The organism is uncultured Modestobacter sp. (assembly GCF_947486615.1).
In the GTDB taxonomy this organism is placed as follows: domain Bacteria; phylum Actinomycetota; class Actinomycetes; order Mycobacteriales; family Geodermatophilaceae; genus Modestobacter.
This window is the reverse complement of sequence record NZ_CANKUD010000020.1, coordinates 1-19,827: the sequence shown is the minus strand read 5'-3', so window position 1 is coordinate 19,827 and position 19,827 is coordinate 1. Positions and strand designations below refer to the sequence as shown.

At 71.4% G+C, this 19,827-nt stretch carries 13 protein-coding genes and 1 pseudogene; 5 read left to right on the top strand and 9 right to left on the bottom strand.

Going from position 1 to position 19,827, the window contains the following annotated elements; genetic code table 11:
• Positions 1 to 144: 144 nt before the first annotated feature.
• The 3 genes from Q1A09_RS22385 to Q1A09_RS22375 all read right to left on the bottom strand — a co-directional run bounded on the left by Q1A09_RS22385 (position 145) and on the right by Q1A09_RS22375 (position 3,902).
• Entirely contained in the window at positions 145 to 1,734 is a 1,590-nt protein-coding gene (locus tag Q1A09_RS22385) for an aldehyde dehydrogenase family protein (protein WP_299960558.1), read from the bottom strand.
• Positions 1,735 to 1,746: 12 nt separating this feature from the next.
• Complete coding sequence (locus Q1A09_RS22380) at positions 1,747 to 2,526, bottom strand: electron transfer flavoprotein subunit beta/FixA family protein (RefSeq protein WP_299960555.1); 780 nt, start codon at positions 2,524 to 2,526, stop codon at positions 1,747 to 1,749.
• A 650-nt stretch (positions 2,527 to 3,176) separates the two neighbouring features.
• Positions 3,177 to 3,902: a TetR/AcrR family transcriptional regulator gene (locus Q1A09_RS22375; protein WP_299960552.1), complete on the bottom strand. Its 726-nt coding sequence runs from the start codon at positions 3,900 to 3,902 to the stop codon at positions 3,177 to 3,179.
• A gap of 72 nt (positions 3,903 to 3,974) precedes the next feature.
• Between Q1A09_RS22375 and Q1A09_RS22370 the strand changes: the two genes are divergently transcribed.
• The 5 genes from Q1A09_RS22370 to scpA all read left to right on the top strand — a co-directional run bounded on the left by Q1A09_RS22370 (position 3,975) and on the right by scpA (position 11,734).
• The gene (locus tag Q1A09_RS22370) at positions 3,975 to 5,597 is read left to right on the top strand and encodes an acyl-CoA carboxylase subunit beta (protein WP_366139823.1); all 1,623 of its coding nucleotides are present in this window, start codon (positions 3,975 to 3,977) and stop codon (positions 5,595 to 5,597) included.
• Entirely contained in the window at positions 5,597 to 5,818 is a 222-nt protein-coding gene (locus Q1A09_RS22365) for an acyl-CoA carboxylase subunit epsilon (RefSeq protein WP_299960546.1), read from the top strand. The genes Q1A09_RS22370 and Q1A09_RS22365 overlap by 1 nt, the downstream gene beginning before the upstream one ends.
• A 68-nt stretch (positions 5,819 to 5,886) precedes the next feature.
• Complete coding sequence (locus Q1A09_RS22360) at positions 5,887 to 7,641, top strand: biotin carboxylase N-terminal domain-containing protein (RefSeq protein ID WP_299960543.1); 1,755 nt, start codon at positions 5,887 to 5,889, stop codon at positions 7,639 to 7,641.
• Positions 7,638 to 9,527, top strand: a complete 1,890-nt coding sequence (locus Q1A09_RS22355) for a methylmalonyl-CoA mutase family protein (RefSeq protein ID WP_299960540.1) — start codon at positions 7,638 to 7,640, stop codon at positions 9,525 to 9,527. Before Q1A09_RS22360 ends, Q1A09_RS22355 begins: the two co-directional genes overlap by 4 nt.
• A complete protein-coding gene (gene scpA, locus Q1A09_RS22350) occupies positions 9,524 to 11,734 on the top strand; it encodes a methylmalonyl-CoA mutase (protein WP_299960537.1) in 2,211 nt (736 codons plus the stop codon). The genes Q1A09_RS22355 and scpA overlap by 4 nt, the downstream gene beginning before the upstream one ends.
• Positions 11,735 to 12,213: 479 nt before the next feature.
• Here the strand turns inward: scpA and Q1A09_RS22345 are convergent, their stop codons facing one another.
• From Q1A09_RS22345 to Q1A09_RS22670, 6 genes and pseudogenes are all read right to left on the bottom strand, one after another.
• The gene (locus tag Q1A09_RS22345) at positions 12,214 to 12,684 is read right to left on the bottom strand and encodes a hypothetical protein (protein ID WP_299960534.1); all 471 of its coding nucleotides are present in this window, start codon (positions 12,682 to 12,684) and stop codon (positions 12,214 to 12,216) included.
• Positions 12,685 to 14,372: 1,688 nt separating this feature from the next.
• Positions 14,373 to 15,065 carry a 2-phospho-L-lactate guanylyltransferase gene (gene cofC, locus Q1A09_RS22340; RefSeq protein WP_299960531.1) on the bottom strand — a complete coding sequence of 231 codons (693 nt, stop codon included), beginning with the start codon at positions 15,063 to 15,065 and terminating at the stop codon, positions 14,373 to 14,375.
• Positions 15,062 to 17,689, bottom strand: coding sequence for a bifunctional FO biosynthesis protein CofGH (locus tag Q1A09_RS22335; RefSeq protein ID WP_299960528.1), 2,628 nt, complete (start codon positions 17,687 to 17,689; stop codon positions 15,062 to 15,064). The genes cofC and Q1A09_RS22335 overlap by 4 nt, the downstream gene beginning before the upstream one ends.
• A gap of 147 nt (positions 17,690 to 17,836) precedes the next feature.
• Positions 17,837 to 18,400 (bottom strand): hypothetical protein, encoded by a 564-nt coding sequence (locus tag Q1A09_RS22330; protein ID WP_299960526.1) that lies wholly within the window; start codon positions 18,398 to 18,400, stop codon positions 17,837 to 17,839.
• A 50-nt stretch (positions 18,401 to 18,450) separates the two neighbouring features.
• Positions 18,451 to 19,050, bottom strand: a complete 600-nt coding sequence (locus Q1A09_RS22325) for an adenylate kinase (RefSeq protein ID WP_299960524.1) — start codon at positions 19,048 to 19,050, stop codon at positions 18,451 to 18,453.
• Between the two features lie 648 nt (positions 19,051 to 19,698).
• A pseudogene (locus Q1A09_RS22670) lies at positions 19,699 to 19,827 on the bottom strand (electron transfer flavoprotein subunit alpha/FixB family protein); the annotation flags it as partial.

Below are 19,827 nucleotides of genomic sequence, written 5' to 3'. Positions count from 1 at the left end.
GTCAGCGCCTCCAGCGTCGACTTGCGGGGCCCACCGGCGGCGGGGTTCAGCTCGGCAAGGACCAGGACCTCTGCCATCAAGATGCTCCTTCGGGATCGCTGCAGTCGGACGCCATTCAGGTGGCCGAGAGGAGAGTGCGCCGGCTCAGATGGCGGATGGGTAGCGGGAGTGCCCGGGGAAGTTGCCGTGCAGCAGCTCGCCCTCCGGGCCCTGGGTCACTGCCTGCACCAGCAGCTCGCCACCGACGAAGCAACCCAGCCAGGACGCGCCCCGGCCACCGAACGGCTCGGCCCGGTCACCGCGGGAACGCGGCTTGTTGATCCCGACCTTGAACGCCTGCACCTCCCGGGCCAGCCGGCGGGCCTTGTCCTCGTCGTCGCAGGCCAGGCTGGCGACCAGCGCGCCGTTGGAGGCGTTCATCTGGGCCAGCAGCTCCGCCTCGGAGTCGACCACGACGATCGTGTCGACCGGCCCGAACGGCTCGGCGTGCATGAGCGAGCTGGCGCCGGCCGGGGAGAGCAGCGCCGCAGGTGCCACGTAGGCCGAGGTGTCCTGCCCGGTGATGAACCGCCCGTCGGCCACGCTCCCCCGGTACAGCGGCACCGCACCGCGGTGCATCGCGTCGTCCACCTGGCGACCCAGCTCCTGGGCCTTGGCGGCACTGATGACCGGCCCGAAGTCCAGCGTCGGGAGGTCGTCACCGTCGGCCTCGACGGCCAGCGGGTGCCCGAACCGCAGCGACTGCACCAGCGGCAGGTAGGTCGCCAGGAACTGGTCGACCAGCTCCCGCTGGACGACGTAGCGCGGGTAGGCGGTGCACCGCTGCTTGCCGTACTCGAAGCCCTTCTTCAGGTGCGCGGCCAGCCCGGGCCAGTCGGAGAACTCCCAGATCCCCCAGGCGTTGAGCCCCTCCTGCTCGAGCATGTGCCGCTTGCCTGTGTCCAGCAGGTCGGCGGCGACCTTGCCGCCGTTGGACCGGCCGCCCACGAACGCCAGCGCGCCGATCTCCGGAGAGCGCACCAGCACGCTGGACAGCTCCGCACCACCGCCGGAGAGCAGCGTGACCGGCAGGCCCGCGCGGGCCATCAGCGCGTGGGCCAGGGTCAGGCAGGCGGCACCGCCCTGGGACGGCGTCTTGGCCAGCACCGCGTTGCCGGCGAGCAGCTGCACGAGCTCGGCGTGCACCAGCACCGACATCGGGTAGTTCCAGCTGGCGATGTTGGACACCGGGCCGGCCAGCGGAGCACGGTCGCCGAGCATGGTGTCGATCTCCTCGACGTACCAGCGCACGCCGTCCAGCGCCCGGTCGACGTCGGCGCAGGCCAGCTTCCACGGCTTGCCGATCTCCCAGGCCAGCAGCAGCGCCAGCTCGTCCCGGGCGGCGGCCATCGCGTCGACGGCCGCGGTGACCCGGGCCTTGCGCTCGGCCAGCGGGGTCTGCGCCCACTCGCGGTGCGCAGCTGCGGCGGCCAGCACCGCGTGCTGCGCCTCGCCGGCCGACAGCCGGGGGAGGCCGATGAGCTTGGTGCCGTCGACCGGGGTGACCAGCGGCTCGGGGCTGCCGATCGGCCGCCAGGCGCCGTCCACCAGGTTGTGCAGCCGGTCGGTGCCGAACGCCTCGGGGGCCAGCTCCGCGGCACGGCCGAGGACCGCGGCCCACTCCGTGCCGGGCTTGACGTGCAAGGCGGAGGTGCCCTGTCGTCGCGTCTCCGCGGTGGCGATGTCGGTCTTCACCGTCTCCCCCGGTCAGACGATCTTCTGGGCGGCCAGGTAGCCCACCAGCTTCTCGGCGCCGTCGCCCTCGTCGGCGACCTTCACGCCCTCGCCCTTGGGCGGGCGCCCCGCGGAGTCGACGACCCTGCTGGTGGCGGTGGCCAGGCCCACGGTCGACGGGTCGATGCCGAGGTCGGCCAGCGTCCTGGTCTCCACCGGCTTCTTCTTGGCGGCCATGATCCCCTTGAAGGAGGGGTAGCGCGGCTCGTTGATCGTGTCCCAGGTGGACACGATCGCCGGCAGCGGCGCCTCGACCTCCCAGTACCCGCCGTCGGTCTGCCGCTCGATCTTGGCCATCGAGCCCTCGATCGTCAGCTTGCGGGCGCCGGACAGCTGCGGGATGCCCAGCCGCTCCGACAGCAGCGCCGGCATCACCGACACCTGCCCGTCAGTGGACTCCGCGCCGCACAGCACCAGGTCGTACTCCAGCTGCGACAGCGCGGCGGCGATGACCGCGCTGGTCTGCACGGCGCAGGAGCCGTGGATCGCCGGGTCGCTGACGTGCACGGCCTTGTCCGCACCCATCGACAGGGCCTTGCGGATGGCGTCGGTGGCGGTGTCGGGGCCGACGGTCAGCACCGTGACCTCACCGCCCTGCGCCTCCTTGACCGTCAGCGCCTCCTCGATGGCGTACTCGTCCATCTCGTTGATCACGTTGTCGGCGGTGGCCCGCGCGACGGTGTTGTCCGACGGGTCCAGCTTCCGCTCGCTGCCGGAGTCGGGGACCTGCTTGACCAGAACGACGATGTTCATGACGCGCCTTTCGTGTGCTGCGTGATCGTGAGGTGGACGCGTGTCGCCCGTGAGGAGGGACCACCCGCTGGGACGACTGATGCGGGGGCCCAGCCGGTCAGGTGGCGCCGGGTACCGCGAGCGCCTTGTTCACGACACGACCAGCACGGCGGCTCACTTGGCTCCGAGCTCGATGGACAGCTCGGTGCTGGTCAGGCAGCTGCCGCTCAGCATCGAGGGCTCGCATGCCGCCAGAGTCCCACCTAGGCTGCATCATGCCCTGGACAATACGCTAACTCTTTATACGCTATCGGCGCAGCAACAGGAGTAGGACGACAACCGCTCCCACACCGCCGCAGTGACGTCGCACGGACGAGCCAGGCGACGCTCGCGGTCCACGGACTGCCGTGGCAACCCGGCACGGGCGATCCTGCACACCGCCGTCGGGAAGGAGCCTTTGCCAGGAGTCCCGCGACTGTCCCGCCCTGGTCTGAGCCGCGTCGCCGTACGGGTTGCTGTACTCCTTGCACCGCGCTCGACAGGTCCTGCGGTGCGGCAGCCAGAGAGCGGCGCCGCTCCGGGCCGCCGAACAGGGCGTGGTCAGGAGGTCGATGACGTTGGCCCCGCCGGCGCGCGCTCGGTGCAAGCTGGCCTCAGCAGATGACAGTCCTTCACTGCGACGACGGCGTGACTCGATCGCCCGACGACCCGCGGCGACGACGCGACGGGGGCGAATCGGCTACCAGCGCCCCCTCCACCACCTGCCGAAGGGCCGCTTCGACCATGCGCATGGAGACGCCTTCTGGAACGACGACCAGCGCAGCAGGCCCATCTACGGCCTCGTGGACGAAGGTGTGCTGAACAACGGCGAGCGCCCGCTCAATCTCCTCGTGGGGGTCGGTGCACTCACCTCTGAGCCACCGACGAAGAACACGATTGTGAGCGGCCACGACAGCGGCTGCGCTCACCTCGGCACGCAGTTCGGAGTCATCCGATCCGTCCCCCCACTGACTCAAGTGGCGACGGAAAAGTTGTTGATATCTGGCACCACTGACCAGCTCGCGCTCGCGGAGCGCCGGAACCGCGGATGTCAGGCGGTAGCGCTCACGAGCGCGATCCCCCTCGGCCACGTAGTGAAATAGAACGATCTTGACCGCGTCCACCACGGCGGAGAGCGCGGAGTTCGCATGCGATGTGCGGAGCCGCTCGCTCACACGACCGAGCAACGTGTCGTGGTCGGGGAAGATGACGGCTTCCTTGGACCCGAACGATCGGAAGAAGGTGCTCCGACTGATCCCGGCCCCGGTGGCGATGTCGTCGACCGCGGTCGCGTCGTAGCCGCGCGTCGCGAAGAGCCGGAAGGCCGCGTCGACGATCTCTTCGCGGCCGGCTGCCATGAGGACTCCTTCGGGATGGGTCTGGACATCGTCCCGCATGAAACTTAGTTTCATTGGGTGACACTGAGGATCATCGCTCGATCTAACGAGCCTCCCGGCACTGTCCCCGCCGACCTCGACCTGCACACCACCGCCGGCAAGCTGGCCGACTTCGAGCGGCGGGTGGAGGAAGCCGCGCACGCCGGGTCGCAGCGCGCGGTCGACAAGCAGCACGCCGCCGGCAAGATGACCGCCCGGGAGCGGATCGACGCGCTGCTGGACCCGGGCTCGTTCACCGAGCTCGACGAGTTCGCCCGGCACCGCTCCAGCAACTTCGGCATGGACGCCAGGCGGCCCTTCGGGGACGGCGTCGTCACCGGGTACGGCACGGTCGACGGCCGGCCGGTCTGCGTCTTCTCCCAGGACGTCACCGTGTTCGGCGGCAGCCTCGGCGAGGTCTACGGCGAGAAGATCGTCAAGGTGCTGGACCTGGCCATGCGCAACGGCTGCCCGATCATCGGGATCAACGAGGGCGGTGGCGCCCGGATCCAGGAGGGCGTGGTCTCCCTGGGGCTCTACGCCGAGATCTTCCGGCGCAACGTGCACGCCTCCGGCGTCATCCCGCAGATCTCGCTGGTGATGGGGGCCGCCGCCGGTGGCCACGTCTACTCCCCCGCCCTCACCGACTTCATCGTCATGGTCGACAAGACCAGCCAGATGTTCATCACCGGCCCCGACGTGGTGAAGACGGTGACCGGGGAGGACGTCACGCTGGAGGAGCTCGGCGGCGCCCGCACCCACAACACCAAGTCCGGCGTCGCGCACTACCTCGCCGAGGACGAGGCCGACGCCCTGGACTACGTGAAGGCCCTGCTGTCGCACCTGCCGAGCAACAACCTCGACCCGCTGCCGGCCATCGAGGTCCCCCCGGTCGACGTCGCCCTCCCCGAGGCGCTCACCGACGACGACCGCGAGCTGGACACCTTCATCCCGGACTCGCCGAACACGCCGTATGACATGCACACCGTCATCGAGCACGTGCTCGACGACGGGGAGTTCCTCGAGGTCCAGGCGCTGTGGGGGCCCAACATCCTCACCGGCTTCGGCCGGGTCGAGGGCCGCCCGGTCGGCGTGGTGGCCAACCAGCCCACCCAGCTCGCCGGCACGCTGGACATCGACGCCAGCGAGAAGGCCGCGCGCTTCGTGCGCACCTGCGACGCCTTCAACATCCCGGTGCTCACCTTCGTCGACGTCCCCGGCTTCCTGCCCGGCACCTCGCAGGAGTGGGACGGGATCATCCGCCGGGGCGCCAAGCTGATCTACGCCTACGCCGAGGCCACCGTCCCGAAGATCACCGTGATCACCCGCAAGGCCTACGGCGGCGCGTACGACGTGATGGGCTCCAAGCACCTGGGCGCCGACGTCAACCTGGCCTGGCCGACCGCCCAGATCGCGGTGATCGGCGCCCAGGGCGCCGTCGGCATCCTCTACCGCAAGGAGCTCGCCGCGGCCGAGGACCCGGAGTCGCTGCGCGCCGAGCTGGTCACCGACTACGAGGACACCCTGGCCAACCCCTACATCGCCGCCGACCGCGGCTACGTCGACGCGGTGATCCCGCCCTCGCACACCCGCATCCACGTCGTCCGGGCGCTGCGGCTGCTGGCCAACAAGCGCCAGACCCTGCCCGCCAAGAAGCACGGGAACATCCCACTCTGATGACCGAACAGACCCCGCCCCCGTTGCTGCAGGTGGTCCGCGGCGAGCCGAGCGCCGAGGAACTGGCCGCGCTCACTGTCGTCGTCGCCGCGCTCGCCCAGCGCCGGCCCGCCCTCCGCCGGCCTACGCCAGTGAGCGCGTGGGCGTCGCGCGCCGACGCCGTCCGCACTCTCCTGCAGCCCGGCCCCGGCGGCTGGCGCGCCGCCGGACGATTCGCATGACCACAACCCCCGTGGCGGGTTGGCATCCCTTCAGTCGCCGCAACCCAGCAACTCAGAGGAGAACGAGCGTGCAGAAGGTCCTGATCGCCAACCGCGGGGAGATCGCGGTGCGGGTGGCGCGCGCCTGCCGGGACGCCGGGCTGACCAGCGTCGCCGTCTACGCCGAGCCCGACCGGGACGCCCTGCACGTGCGCACCGCCGACGAGGCCTTCGCCCTCGGGGGCAGCACCCCCGGCGACTCCTACCTGGTGATCGACAAGATCATCGACGCCGCCCGCCGGTCCGGCGCCGACGCCGTGCACCCCGGCTACGGCTTCCTGTCGGAGAACGCCGACTTCGCCCAGGCCGTGATCGACGCCGGCCTCACCTGGATCGGCCCGTCCCCGCAGGCCATCATCGACCTCGGCGACAAGGTCGCCGCCCGGCACATCGCCACCCGCGCGGGCGCCCCCCTGGTGCCCGGCACCAAGGACCCGGTCGCCGACGCCGACGAGGTCGTCGCCTTCGCGAAGGAGCACGGCCTGCCGGTGGCCATCAAGGCCGCCTTCGGCGGCGGCGGTCGCGGCCTCAAGGTCGCCCGCACCCTCGAGGAGATCCCCGAGCTGTTCGACTCCGCGGTGCGCGAAGCCGTCTCGGCGTTCGGCCGCGGCGAGTGCTTCGTCGAGCGGTTCCTGGACAAGCCCCGGCACGTCGAGGCCCAGGTGCTGGCCGACACGCACGGCACGGTGGTCGTCGTCGGCACCCGGGACTGCTCGCTGCAGCGGCGCAACCAGAAGCTCGTCGAGGAGGCCCCCGGGCCGTTCCTCACCGACGACCAACGGGAGCGGATCCACTCCTCGGCCAAGGCCATCTGCGCCGAGGCCGGCTACGTCGGCGCCGGCACTGTCGAGTACCTGGTCGGCACCGACGGCTCGATCTCCTTCCTGGAGGTCAACACCCGGCTCCAGGTCGAGCACCCGGTCAGCGAGGAGACCTCGGGCATCGACCTGGTCCGCCAGCAGTTCCGGATCGCCGAGGGTCTGCCGCTGGAGATCACCGAGGACCCCACCCCGCGCGGGCACAGCTTCGAGTTCCGGATCAACGCCGAGGACGCCGGCCGCAACTTCATGCCCGCCCCCGGACCGGTGACCCGGCTGGAGATCCCCCAGGGCCCAGGCGTGCGCTGGGACTCCGGGGTCGAGACCGGGGGCGAGGTGGCCGGCGCGTTCGACTCGATGCTGGCCAAGCTCATCGTCACCGGCGCGACCCGCGAGGAGGCGCTCCAGCGGGCCCGCCGCGCGCTGGACGAACTGGTCGTCGAGGGCATGCCGACCGTCGTCCCGTTCCACCGCGCGGTGGTCGCCGACCCGGCCTTCACCAGCGAGCCGTTCACCGTGCACACCCGCTGGATCGAGACCGAGTGGGACAGCCAGGTGCAGCCCTACGGCCCCGCCGCGGAGACCGACGAGGCCGAGCCGCGGCAGACCGTCGTGGTCGAGGTCGGCGGCCGCCGGCTGGAGGTGTCACTGCCAGCCGGGCTTGCCGCGGGCGGGCCGGCCCCGGCCGCCGGTGCGGCCAAGCCGCGCAAGCGCGGCGGTGGTCACGGCGGGGCGGCTGCGTCCGGCGACTCCCTCACCGCACCCATGCAGGGCACCATCGTCAAGGTCGCAGTCTCCGACGGCGCCACCGTCGCCGCCGGCGACCTGGTCGTCGTCCTCGAGGCCATGAAGATGGAGCAGCCCATCACCGCCCACAAGGCCGGCACCATCGTCGGGCTGACCGCCGAGGTCGGCGCCACCATCGGCAGCGGCGCCGTCCTCTGCACCATCAAGGACACCGAGTGACCGTCGGTCACGGCAGCCCGCCGCCTGCTGAGCCGGAGGCTCCGGAGGTGCTCGAGCTCGCCGGGGAGTTCCCGGCGGCGAGCCGTGCCCAGTGGCGGGACCTGGTGGCCGGGGTGCTGCGCAAGGCCGGCCGCGACGAGCTGCCCGAACCGGTCGAGGAGGCGCTGCGCGTGCCTGTCGCCACCGGCGTCACGGTCGCGCCGCTGTACAGCGCCGAGGACGCGGGTGAGCTCCCGGCACTGGCCGGGGTGCCGGGGCTGCCGCCGTTCACCCGCGGCGCCCGGGCCGGTGCGGCAGGCGTCACCGCGGCCGGCGGTGCGGACGCCAACGTCCCGGCCAGCTGGGACGTGCGGCAGCGGCACACCGACCCGGACGTGGCGCTCACCCGCGAGGCGATGGCCGCGGATCTTGAGAACGGCGTCTCGTCACTGTGGCTGGTGCTCGGTGAGGGCGCGGTGCCGGTGGAGTCGCTGGCCGACGTGCTCGCCGACGTCCTGCTGGACCTGGCCCCGGTGACGCTCTCCGGTGGGACCCCGGCCGCCGAGGCGTTCCTCACCCTGGTCGAGGGGCGGACTGACCTGGCGCCGGGCGGCTGCCTGGGGCTGGACCCGCTCGGGCTGCAGTCCGCCACCGGTGAGTCCCAGTCGCTGGACGGGCTGGCCGACCTGGCCCGCCGCGCACCTGACGGCTGGCGGACCGTCGTGGTCGACGGCACCGTCTTCGCCGACGCGGGCGCCTCGGCGGTGGAGGAGCTCGGCTGCGCGGTCGCCGCCGGGGTGGCCTACTTGCGGGCGCTGACCGCGCAGGGCCTGACCGTCGACGAGGCCTTCGGCCAGCTGGAGTTCCGCTTCTCCGCCTCCGCGGACCAGTTCACCACCATCGCCGCGCTGCGGGCGGCCCGCCGGCTGTGGAACCGAGTGGGCGAGGCCAGCGGGGCGTCTCCGGCTGCGCGGGCGATGCGGCAGCACGCGGTCACCTCCTCGGTGATGACCACCCGGCACGACCCGTGGGTCAACATGCTGCGGACGACGGTGGCCTGCTTCGCCGCCGGCGTCGGCGGCGCCGACGTGGTCACCGTGCAGCCCTTCGACGCAGCCCTCGGCCTGCCGGACGCCTTCGCCCGCCGGATCGCCCGCAACACCCAGACGCTGCTGGTCGAGGAGGGGTCGCTGGCCCGGGTGCTCGACCCGGCCGGCGGCTCCTGGTACGTCGAGTCGCTGACCGAGGACCTGGCTCGGGCGGCGTGGGACTGGTTCACCGAGATCGAACGCGCCGGCGGGCTCGCCGCCGGACTGTCGTCGGGCTTGGTCGGTGACCGCATCGAGGCGGTGTGGGCGCAGCGGTTGGCGCGACTGGCTCACCGGGAGGAGCCGATCACCGGAGTCAGCGAGTTCCCCAACCCCGCGGAGAAGCTCCCGGTCCGCAAGCCCCTCCGACCGGAGACCGCGTCGGGCCCGGACCGGTTGCCGAAGGTCAGGGCCGCGGCCCGGTTCGAGGACCTGCGTGACGTCGTGGAGGCCACCGTGCCCCGGCCGGCGGTGTACCTGGCGAGGATCGGACCGGTCGCACGAAACACCGCACGAGCCACGTTCGCGGCCAATCTGTTCCAGGCCGGAGGGCTCGCGACGCCAGCCGGCGATGGCGCCGCCGAGTTCTCCACGGTCGGGACGACGGTCGCTTGCATCTGCGGCACGGACAGGGACTACGCCGAGTCCGCTGCGTCCCTGGTCGCCGAGTTGAGGGCCGCGGGCGCCACGCACGTCTGGCTGGCAGGGACCGCCGACGTGGCGGGCGTCGACGGGCAGATCGCCCCCGGGTGCGACGCACTGGCCGCGGTGCGCACCGTCCTGGACCAGCTCGGGACCACGACAGGAGTGCTGGGATGAGCGCGATACCCGACTTCCGCGACCTCGACCTGGGGCGGCCCGCTACGACGGCCACCGCCGAGGAGTGGGCGGCGGCCTACGCCGGCGCCGCCGGCCGGGACGTGGGCGAGGCGACCTGGCAGACACCGGAGGGCATCGCCGTCCCGCCGCTGTTCACCCAGGACCACCTGGCCGACGTCGACTTCCTGGACACCCTCCCGGGCATCGCGCCCTACCTGCGCGGGCCCTACCCGACGATGTACACGACCCAGCCGTGGACGGTGCGGCAGTACGCCGGGTTCTCCACGGCGTCGGAGTCCAACGCGTTCTACCGGCGCAACCTGGCCGCCGGGCAGAAGGGACTGTCGGTCGCCTTCGACCTGCCGACCCACCGCGGCTACGACTCCGACCACCCGCGGGTGGTCGGCGACGTCGGGATGGCCGGGGTGGCGATCGACTCGATCCTGGACATGCGGCAGCTCTTCGACGGCATCCCGCTGGACCGGATGAGCGTGTCGATGACGATGAACGGTGCCGTCCTGCCGGTGCTGGCGCTCTATGTGGTCGCTGCCGAGGAGCAGGGGGTGAGCCCGGACCAGCTCACGGGGACGATCCAGAACGACATCCTCAAGGAGTTCATGGTCCGCAACACCTACATCTACCCGCCGAAGCCCTCGATGCAGCTGATCAGCGACATCTTCCGGTTCACCTCCACGCAGATGCCGCGGTTCAACTCGATCTCGATCTCCGGCTACCACATCCAGGAGGCCGGGGCGACGGCCGACCTGGAGCTGGCCTACACCCTCGCCGACGGGGTGGAGTACCTGCAGGCCGGCAAGGCGGCGGGCCTGGACGTCGACGTGTTCGCGCCGCGGCTGAGCTTCTTCTGGGGCATCGGGATGAACTTCTTCATGGAGGTCGCCAAGCTGCGGGCCGGCCGGCTGCTGTGGGCGAAGCTGGTCAAGGAGGCCGGGGCGACGAAGGACAAGTCGATGTCGCTGCGCACCCACTGCCAGACCTCGGGCTGGTCGCTGACCGCGCAGGACGTCTACAACAACGTCGTCCGCACCTGCCTGGAGGCGATGGCGGCGACCCAGGGGCACACCCAGTCGCTGCACACCAACGCCCTGGACGAGGCGCTCGCGCTGCCGACGGACTTCTCCGCCCGGATCGCCCGCAACACCCAGCTGCTGCTGCAGCAGGAGTCCGGGACGACGCGGGTCATCGACCCGTGGGGCGGGTCGGCGTACGTGGAGAAGCTGACCTACGACCTGGCCCGCCGGGCGTGGGCGCACATCCAGGAGGTCGCCGAGCACGGCGGCATGGCGCAGGCGATCGACGACGGCATCCCGAAGCTGCGGATCGAGGAGGCCGCGGCCCGCACCCAGGCGCGGATCGACTCCGGTCGCCAGCCGGTGATCGGGGTGAACAAGTACCGGGTCGACGCCGACGAGGCGGTCGACGTCCTCCGGGTCGACAACGCCGACGTGCTCGCCCAGCAGAAGGCGAAGCTGGCCGAGCTGCGCGCCTCCCGGGACGGGGCCGCGGTGACCGAGGCGCTGGGCCGGCTGACCGACGCGGCCCGGTCGGCCGCCGAGGGCCGCCGGGACTCCTCGCTCGAGAGCAACCTGCTGGCGCTGGCCGTGGACGCGGCGCGGGCGAAGGCGACGGTGGGGGAGATCTCCGACGCGCTGGAGGCGGTCTACGGCCGGCACTCCGGTCAGGTGCGCACCATCTCCGGTGTGTACCGCGATGAAGCCGGCGCCTCGGGCCCGGTCGAGGAGACCCGGCGGGTGGCTGCTGCGTTCGCCGAGGCGGAGGGGCGCCGTCCGCGGATCCTGGTGGCCAAGATGGGCCAGGACGGGCACGACCGCGGGCAGAAGGTGATCGCCACCGCCTTCGCCGACCTCGGCTTCGACGTCGACGTGGGCCCGCTGTTCCAGACGCCCGAGGAGGTCGCCCGGCAGGCGGTGGAGGCCGACGTGCACGTCGTCGGCGTCTCCTCCCTCGCTGCCGGCCACCTCACCCTGGTGCCCGCGCTGCGGGACGCGCTCGCCGAGCTCGGCGCGGACGACGTGCTGGTCGTGGTGGGCGGGGTCATCCCGCCCGACGACGTCCCGACGCTGAAGGAGATGGGCGCGGCCGCGGTCTTCCCGCCCGGCACGGTGATCGCCGAGGCCGCGCAGGACCTGCTCCGCACCCTGTCCACCCGGCTCGGCCACGCGTGACCCTGTCCATCCCTGCTCTCAGATCAGTCGAGGCCGTGGGCCGCGGACGACGGCCACCACGTCGGCGATGCCGAAGTCCTCGGCGTGGAGTCTCGAGCCACCCCGAGCTCGTGCAGCCGACGGGCCCCGGCGTTGGCGTCGATGCGGCAGACCACCACCGGGACGTCGTCTAGACCTGCCGGATAGCTCAATCCCCCGGTAGGTTCCCCTGCGACAGGTGGACCGGCGCCAGGCGCAACACTTCGTCCTCCAGCTCCAGCAGCTGGTCCGACTGCGAGACCCACGCGTGTCTGTGTTCTCGGCCGCGGTGGCCGGGCTCGGCGCGCCTTTGACGTCGGCGGCCTTGATCCAGTTCGCCAGGCACGACTCGCTGATCCTGAAGTCGGCCGCGATCTGCTTGAGGTGCTGGCCCGGCCCACGGTTGCAGGCGACGCTCACGACGTCGTCGCAGGACTTCCTTGGCACAGGGCCCTGCCGGCTCACCGATCCGTAGGCAGGTCGTGAGCGGTGAGCTCCACTTGGAGACTTGGTGACGTGGTGTCACCCCACGGGCCGACGACACCGACGACATTGGCACCCTGGTCACGAAAGAAGACGTGCAGGGGTGGTCGCGTCAGCACCGACAGCTGGCGCGCTCCTGCTCGCCCAGCCTGTCTTCTTGCATCGACGAGCAGCATGCGGTCGACGGCCCAATGCTGGGTACGACCGGCGACGAGCATGATCGTCAACTCCGCCTCGGGCCCACGCGCTCCCCTCCGCAGCAACAGGCTGTAGGCACCGACGAACCCGACGCCATCTTCGGCTCGTCGGGTGCCGTCCCTCGCGACCCACCCGGGTCCGCATTCGGTCTCGTCCTCCGCGGGCAGCTCGCCCGCATAGAGAGTTCCCACCTCCGCAAGTTCGCGCAGCCGGGACCCGTTGGCCGGAACGGCGTCGCGGAGCGTGACCACGGAACCATCGTGCCAGCGATACGGGGCCAGCCGCGACAGTGCACCTGCGGCGCGCGCAGCCTGCCCGCCCCCGGTCTGTGACCGTGGCGACCATGACCATGGCCGGGTCGAGGCCAGCGATGAGCATGTCGAGGTCATCCAGGCCGCCGGTCGCGCCAGGCTCGCGCTCGTAGCGGAGGAAGGGACTGCTGTAGTCAACGAAAGCGGAAGCGGAAGCGGGCGATCGCCGCGCCGGCCGGAGCAAGCGAGAACGGCAGCGGTCCCCACCCGTGAGGGTGTGATCGGACAGGCACCGTTCGTTGAGCAGGTCGCAGCGGCCAGTTCGCCCAACAGCGTCGGCCCTCCTCTCAGAGGACGACCCACGAGGCCGCTGACATGAACGCGCCAAGGCCTCGGGCAGGTCGGCAGTCGCTGCACCGGAGGTGATCAGGTACGGGCGTCATCCGGATCGGCGCTGCTGACGAGGGGATCGACCAGTCGAAGTCCAACGTCCGGCTCACCACGCTGATCCGGGAAACAGCGCGACGCCCTCGATCCGAGCGGATCTCGCGCAGCCGGTCGGGTACGCGGACCGGTCCGAGGCGTTCCTGGCGAATCGTGTGCGCGCCGACAAGACGACTTCGGCCACCAACCTCAGCAGTGCATGCGGTCACCACCGGAATCTCCCGTCACCGGCATCGGCAGGCCCAGGCCCTGCTCACCTGCCAGGCGTTGCCGTCGCACTCATCGGCACTCGTCGTCCACCAGCTGGCGCATCGCCAGCATTCGCGGGTCACTGCGACGCCGCGGTCGGGCTGCGCTCGCTCCTCGGGGCAGGCCGTTCACATCCGGCACGCCTGGCCCCCAACGGGCACAGTGTCGACATGACGAAACCCACGCCGTCAGACGTCCCGCAGCCCCGAGACATCGCGTTGGAGCAGGAGACTCCTGAACAAGCCGCCGCACTGGAGGAGGCCAGCGACCCCGAGGAAGAACCATCACCGGGAATCGGCTGACCGGCGCAGCCGGTCAGCCACCCCAATGACCAGCTGCTGAACCGACCGGGAGGGGGCCAGGCCCCCTCCCGGTTTCCGCCCGGGGCGTGCGCGGCGTCGGCGTAAGGTCTTTCTCAGGGGTCTACGGCCACGTCTCCTCCGACGCCTTCCACGATGCCGTGGGCCACGCTGGAGCCGTCCTGAGCAACTCAGGATCGGCTCATGGTGGTCAAGACGATGGCCACGTCGGCCCGCACGACGGGAGAGACCGTTCCCGGTTCCCTGGAACGGTCTCTGACTTGCGACTTCTTCTGTCCGGCAGTCGCATCCAGCAAGGCGCGAAGGCCCGGTGGTCAGCGGGCCCGGCACCTGAAAGCGGCCACCGCGTGAACTTTCGGAGACCTCTCACAGTCCTTCAGGAGTTCGACGCGATGACCCGTTGTGGAAGATCGCCTCGGCCAGGTCACCGCGCGTGGCGGCCGCCGCGGACAGGGCGTCGGGGACCACCTCGGTGCGCATGAAGTCAGAACGAGCCCGCCGACACCCGGCCCGCGCACGAGCACTCGGTGCCCCCGGCGGCCTGCGGCTGTCCCGGACTGCGCTCGCTGCCTTCCTCCTCTGCGACGCTGAAGCAGGAGGTACGGGCAGCGCCGACCAGGGATGGGACGAGGAGACGCTTGCGCCCGCGGTCACTTTCGTGCTCGGCGGGCGAGCTCACTCATCCGCGCGCGGGTGCGTGCGCCGGCGCGCGTGGCAGTTGCCCGCTCGGCCGACCTTCTCCGGCAGCAGGTGCGACACCACGACGCGGGTGCGCTCGCCGAGACGCAGCGTTCGGGCAAGCGCCAGATCCTCGACGGTGTCGACGTCCTGACGGAGGCCGGTCAACTCGGGCCGGAGGACTTCCAACGCCCCGGCCTCGAGGTGGCGAGCGCGCGAGCCGACGCCGTAGAGCGGCCTGAACTCGGCGTGGGAGCGTGCCGCGACAAGTGTGGTGCCGTCCCCCTGAGCATCGGGCACGAAAAAGGTCGGTGCGACGTCGACGTGAGCGAGCGCAAGGTGCAGTTCCGCGGGCGTCAGGGCTGGCAGGTCAGCCGTGAGTGCCGCGACGGCCCATCCCCGAGACGCGCCTCGACACGCCGCCGAGCCACGGCGGAGTGCGTCGTTCAGGGAGTCCGTTGGCGCTTCCGCCACGAAGCGCAGCCCCCGGACGCCCATGAGGCTGCGCCACAGCGGGTCCCTGGTCACGATGACGACCTCCTTGACGTCACGACAGGAGAGGACGGCGTCCCGGACGTCGCGTGCCATCGCCACCACGAGAGCCTGCCGAAGGGGGACGGGGAGGGCGCTCAGCCGGGTCTTGGCTTGAGTCAGGCGCTTGAGGGGGACGACGACGGACCAACCCGTCACCGGTGTCGCACGGGTCTGAGGTCGAGGGTGAGGGCCCGTCGGCCCTCCTCGGTGCGGGCGGTGGCCATCCGTTCGGCGCTCGGGGTGCCGTAGTCCGTCGTCCGCTGGCGGGCCGGCCGGCCGATCGCGGCGGCCATCGCCTCCAGCTCGGCGATGGTCTTCAGCGACCCGTTGCCGGAGCCGGCCATCCGGCTGATCGTCTCCTCCATCAGCGTGCCGCCGAGGTCGTTGGCCCCGCCGTTCAGCATCGCCTGGGTGCCGGTGTCGCCGAGCTTCACCCACGAGGTCTGGACGTTGTCGATCCGGCCGTGCAGCAGCAGCCGGGCGACGGCGTGCACCGCCCGGTTCTCCCGGTTCGTCGGCCCCGGCCGGGCCACGCCGGCCAGGTAGATCGGCGAGTTGTGGTGCACGAACGGGAGCAGCACGAACTCCCGGAACCCGCCGGTCTCGTCCTGCAGCGCGGCCAGGGTGCGCAGGTGCGCGACCCAGTGCGCGGGGGTGTCGACGTGGCCGTACATCATCGTGGAGGTCGTCGGCAGGCCCACCTCGTGCGCCGTCCGCACGATCTCCAGCCAGGCCGCCGCGGGCAGCTTGCCCTTGGTGAGCACCCAGCGGACGTCGTCGTCCAGGATCTCCGCCGCGGTGCCGGGCAGGGAGTCGACGCCGGCCTCCTTCGCCGCGGTGAGGAAGTCGCGGAACGACAGCCCGGTGCGGGCGGCCCCGTTGACCACCTCCATCGGCGAGAACGCGTGCAGGTGGATGTCGGGACGGCGGGACTTCACCTCCCGGGCCAGGTCGAAGTAGGCGGTGCCGGGCAGGTCGGGGTGGATGCCGCCCTGCATGCAGATCTCGGTCGCCCCGCCGGCCCAGGCCTCGTCGACCCGGTCGCCGACCTGCTGCATCGACAGGGTGAACGCGTCGGCGTCGGTGCGCCGCTGGGCGAACGCGCAGAACCGGCAGCCGGTGTAGCAGACGTTGGTGAAGTTGATGTTCCGGTTCACCACGTAGGTGACGTCGTCGCCGTTGACGTCCCGGCGGACGGCGTCGGCCAGCGCGCACAGGTGCTCGAGGTCGGAGCCGTCGGCGCCCAGCAGGGTCAGGTACTCGGCGTCGGAGAGCCCGGCCGGGTCCTGCTCGGCGTGCAGCAGCGCAGCCAGCACCTCCCGGTCGCCGACCGTCAGCGCGGTCGAGGAGCCGTCGCGGGCGGCGACGGTCGCCTCGCGGAGCTCCGACCAGTCGCCGTAGACGGCGTCGAAGTCGCTGCGCCGGTCACCGGTGCGGCCCACGGTGTCGATCTCGGTGTGCAGGTCGACCCGGCCCGAGGAGGTCCAGGCCTCGTCCGGTTCCTGCCACGGCAGGCCCACCGGGAGCCGGCCCTCCACCGCCAGCCCGTCGGGGCCGGCGAGGGCGGCGACGTGCGGGCGCACCCGCGGGTCCAGCCACGGCTCGGGCTGGGTGACGTAGCCGGGCTGGGCGGCCAGCCGCTCGCGCAGCGTGAACCCGGCCTCGGCGCTCAGCGCGGCGAGCTTGTCGGTGTTCGGCCACGGGCGCTCGGGGTTGACGTGGTCGGGGGTGAGCGGGGAGACCCCGCCCCAGTCGTCGACCCCGGCGCGCAGCAGCAGCGCCAGCTCGGTGGAGTCGCTCAGGTTGGGCGGGGCCTGCACCCGCGCCGCCGGCCCCAGCATCAGCCGGGTGACCGCGACCGCGGCGACGTACTCCTGCAGCTCCAGGTCGTCGTGGGCGGCCATCGCGGTGCGCGGCTTGGCCCGGAAGTTCTGCACGATGACCTCTTGCACGTGCTGGTGCCGACGGGCCGAGGCCCGGATCTCGGCGATCGCGTCGACCCGTTCCGCGTAGGTCTCCCCGATGCCCAGCAGGACTCCGGTGGTGAACGGGACGGCGGAGCGGCCGGCGTCCTCCAGCACGCGCAGCCGCACCCGCGGCTCCTTGTCCGGGCTGCCGAAGTGCGGGCCGCCCTTCTCCGACCAGAGCCGGGTCGCGGTCGTCTCCAGCATCATCCCCATCGACGCGGCGACCGGCTTGAGCCGCTGGACCTCCTCCCAGGACAGCACCCCGGGGTTGAGGTGGGGGAGCAGCCCGGTCTCCTCCAGCACCCGGATCGCCATCGCCCGCAGGTAGCCCAGCGTCGAGTCGAACCCGTGCGCCTCCAGCCACTCGGCGGCGACCGGCCAGCGGTCCTCCGGGCGGTCGCCCAGGGTGAAGAGCGCCTCCTTGCAGCCCAGCGCGGCCCCGGCCCGGGCTATGCCCAGCACCTCGTCCGGGGACAGGTAGGGGGCCTTGCCCTCCGTGCGCAGCTGGCCCGGCGTCGTCACGAAGGTGCAGTAGTGGCACCGGTCGCGGCACAGGTGGGTCAGCGGGATGAACACCTTGCGGCTGTAGGTGACCACCCCCGGGCGGCCGGCCGACGCCAGCCCGGCGTCCCGCACCCGGGAGGCGGCGGACAGCAGCCGGTCCAGCGGTTCACCCTCACCCAGCCCGCGGGCGTGCAGCAGGGTCTCGGCCTCGGTGGCGTCCAGCGTCACCCCGCGCTCCGCGCGCACCAGGGCACGGCGGAGGGCAGACGGCGACGGTGACGAAGCCCTCAAGGCGTCGGGCTGGCTCACGGTCGAGCTCCTCTCACATGGGGTCCTGGGCTCGTGCGATGTCCAGCCGGAGATGGATTGGGTCGATCATCACGCTGCTCCACAGGTGACAGAGGAGCGCTGACGGCAGGCCGCCGGCGGAGGCAGGAGCGGCGGACGAACTCACCGTCAGATCCAGCGTCCGCGCGCGCGTGCGAACACCTGCTTGTCATCCAGGATTGCCGCACAGATGTGCTGCTCCGCGCTGTCAGTTCGTTCCAGGCAGGCCTCGATCGTCAGTGCGCGGCTGCGTGGAACGAGGGACAGGACGTCGATGGACAAGGTCGACACGTGGAGCCCCAGTTCCTCCCGGTCGGCGAAACCTGTCATGAACTGCTGGAAGACCAGGCTGATGCTTCCGCCGTCAACCCAACGGCTCCCCTCCGTGGACACTTCCGGGAAGACGAGTGAACCCTTCAGCTGGCGGTCCCGGTGTGTGATGTCCTCCATGAGGGCCGTGCCAGACCACTGCCAGGCGCCGTTCGAACCGTCTGCCGGGCTGGCCCTGGCGACGGACGTGGTGTCGGACCTACGAGTAGCGGCGGCATCGAGTGCGGCGGCTGCCTCGTCCAGCGCCCGCTCAGCCACTGGACCACCGAAGCGCTCCAACCGTCGTATGGCGTCGTGCAGCCGGACCGTTCGGGCGTCCAGTTCACGGCGCTCCCCATCTGAGGAGCCTGTCGAGCCGTCCACGTCCACCTCCATGAGCAGGCGAGATCTCGTTCGTCGCGTCCGCAGAAGGCTCAGTCCACGCCGGCCCCATTTCGGCTGAAGGAATCGAGTATCCGCGCAGTGACCTCGTCAACGTCCCCGCTCGCATCGACCCTGCTGAGCAGGCCCAGCGAGCCGTACCAGTCCGACAGCGGAACAGTCTCTCGCTGGTACACCTCGAGGCGATGGCGGATTGTGTCCGGGGTGTCGTCGCTTCGCTGCAGCGATTGCCCATCAATGACGACGCGGCGCGCGGAGAGCCGTTCCACGAGTTCCGCTGCCCCGACCTGGAGCTCGATGACCCGCGTCAGCTCGTGCCCCCGTTCGGCCAGGATCCCCTGGAGCGCTTCAGCCTGCGCCGTGGTACGAGGAAAGCCATCGAGGAGGAACCCCGCGGCGGTATCCGGTTCGGTCAGTCTTTCGGAGAGCATGGCGCACGTGACCGCGTCAGGCACGAGATCGCCGGCCTCGAGGTAGCCCCTGGCGGACAGACCGAGCGGCGTGCCGGCAGCGACGTGTGCCCGGAAGGTGTCACCGGTCGAGATGGGCGGTATGGACAGTCGGCTGGCGACCAGCTGACCTTGAGTGCCCTTGCCCGCTCCAGGCGGTCCCAGCAGCAAAAGGCAGACCATCTGGACGACTCCTCGACTGTGACATGGCTGGATACCAGGGCCGGTGTTCCGGCCGCTGCTTGGTCTGAGCATCACGCGGCTGGCGAGGCCTTGTACTGAGCCGCTCGCCCAGACCGGGCGGCAGTTCGGAAAGTGACCACACCGGCCAGCAGGTCGACGTGCACGTGCCCGGCTCTCTCGGCCTCCGCGATCAGCCGCAAGGAGAACCGCTCGCCCCGCAACGCGCGCAGGGTCGCCGTCCCACGACCCTCGAGGTAGGCCACCAGCTCTGCCTGCGACCGACGCTGACGGGTCACGACCGCGCGCTCCCGCACACCTACGTCGGTCCGGTGAGGGAGGACGACGGGACAGTGCCCGTGCTTGCGGCACGGCACGATGCCCCCGACCGTCGGGACGAGATCGGACGCTTCGTACTCCGCGACCCCACCACAGGCGAGAGTTGCAGTACGGCCCCGCGGCGGCTGTCGGCTCATGGTCACCTCCCGCCCCCTGATCCCCGCAAGACGGCTCGCTCGCCGACGACTGGGCCCGCACAGGCCGCTGCACGAGTGCCCGGCCGCCGGCGACGGCGGTCGCCGCGGTCCGACCTCCGGTCCATGAATCGAGGCCGCAGGGCGGCCACCGATGACCCGGTGCCCATGTGCCCGCCTACTTGCGGGTGCTGATCTGCTCGGTGGCCGCCGGGACGACGGTGAACAGGTCGCCCACCACGCCGAAGTCGGCGAGCTCGAAGATCGGTGCCTCGGGGTCCTTGTTGACCGCGACGATCGTCTTCGA

Bases quoted from the DNA above. Each gene is read 5' to 3' on its own strand.
- Q1A09_RS22380 (WP_299960555.1), bottom strand. From the start codon at position 2,526: ATGAACATCGTCGTTCTGGTCAAGCAGGTCCCCGACTCCGGCAGCGAG.
- Q1A09_RS22375 (WP_299960552.1), bottom strand. From the start codon at position 3,902: ATGGCAGCCGGCCGCGAAGAGATCGTCGACGCGGCCTTCCGGCTCTTC.
- Q1A09_RS22365 (WP_299960546.1), top strand. From the start codon at position 5,597: ATGACCGAACAGACCCCGCCCCCGTTGCTGCAGGTGGTCCGCGGCGAG.
- scpA (WP_299960537.1), top strand. From the start codon at position 9,524: ATGAGCGCGATACCCGACTTCCGCGACCTCGACCTGGGGCGGCCCGCT.
- Q1A09_RS22325 (WP_299960524.1), bottom strand. From the start codon at position 19,050: ATGGTCTGCCTTTTGCTGCTGGGACCGCCTGGAGCGGGCAAGGGCACT.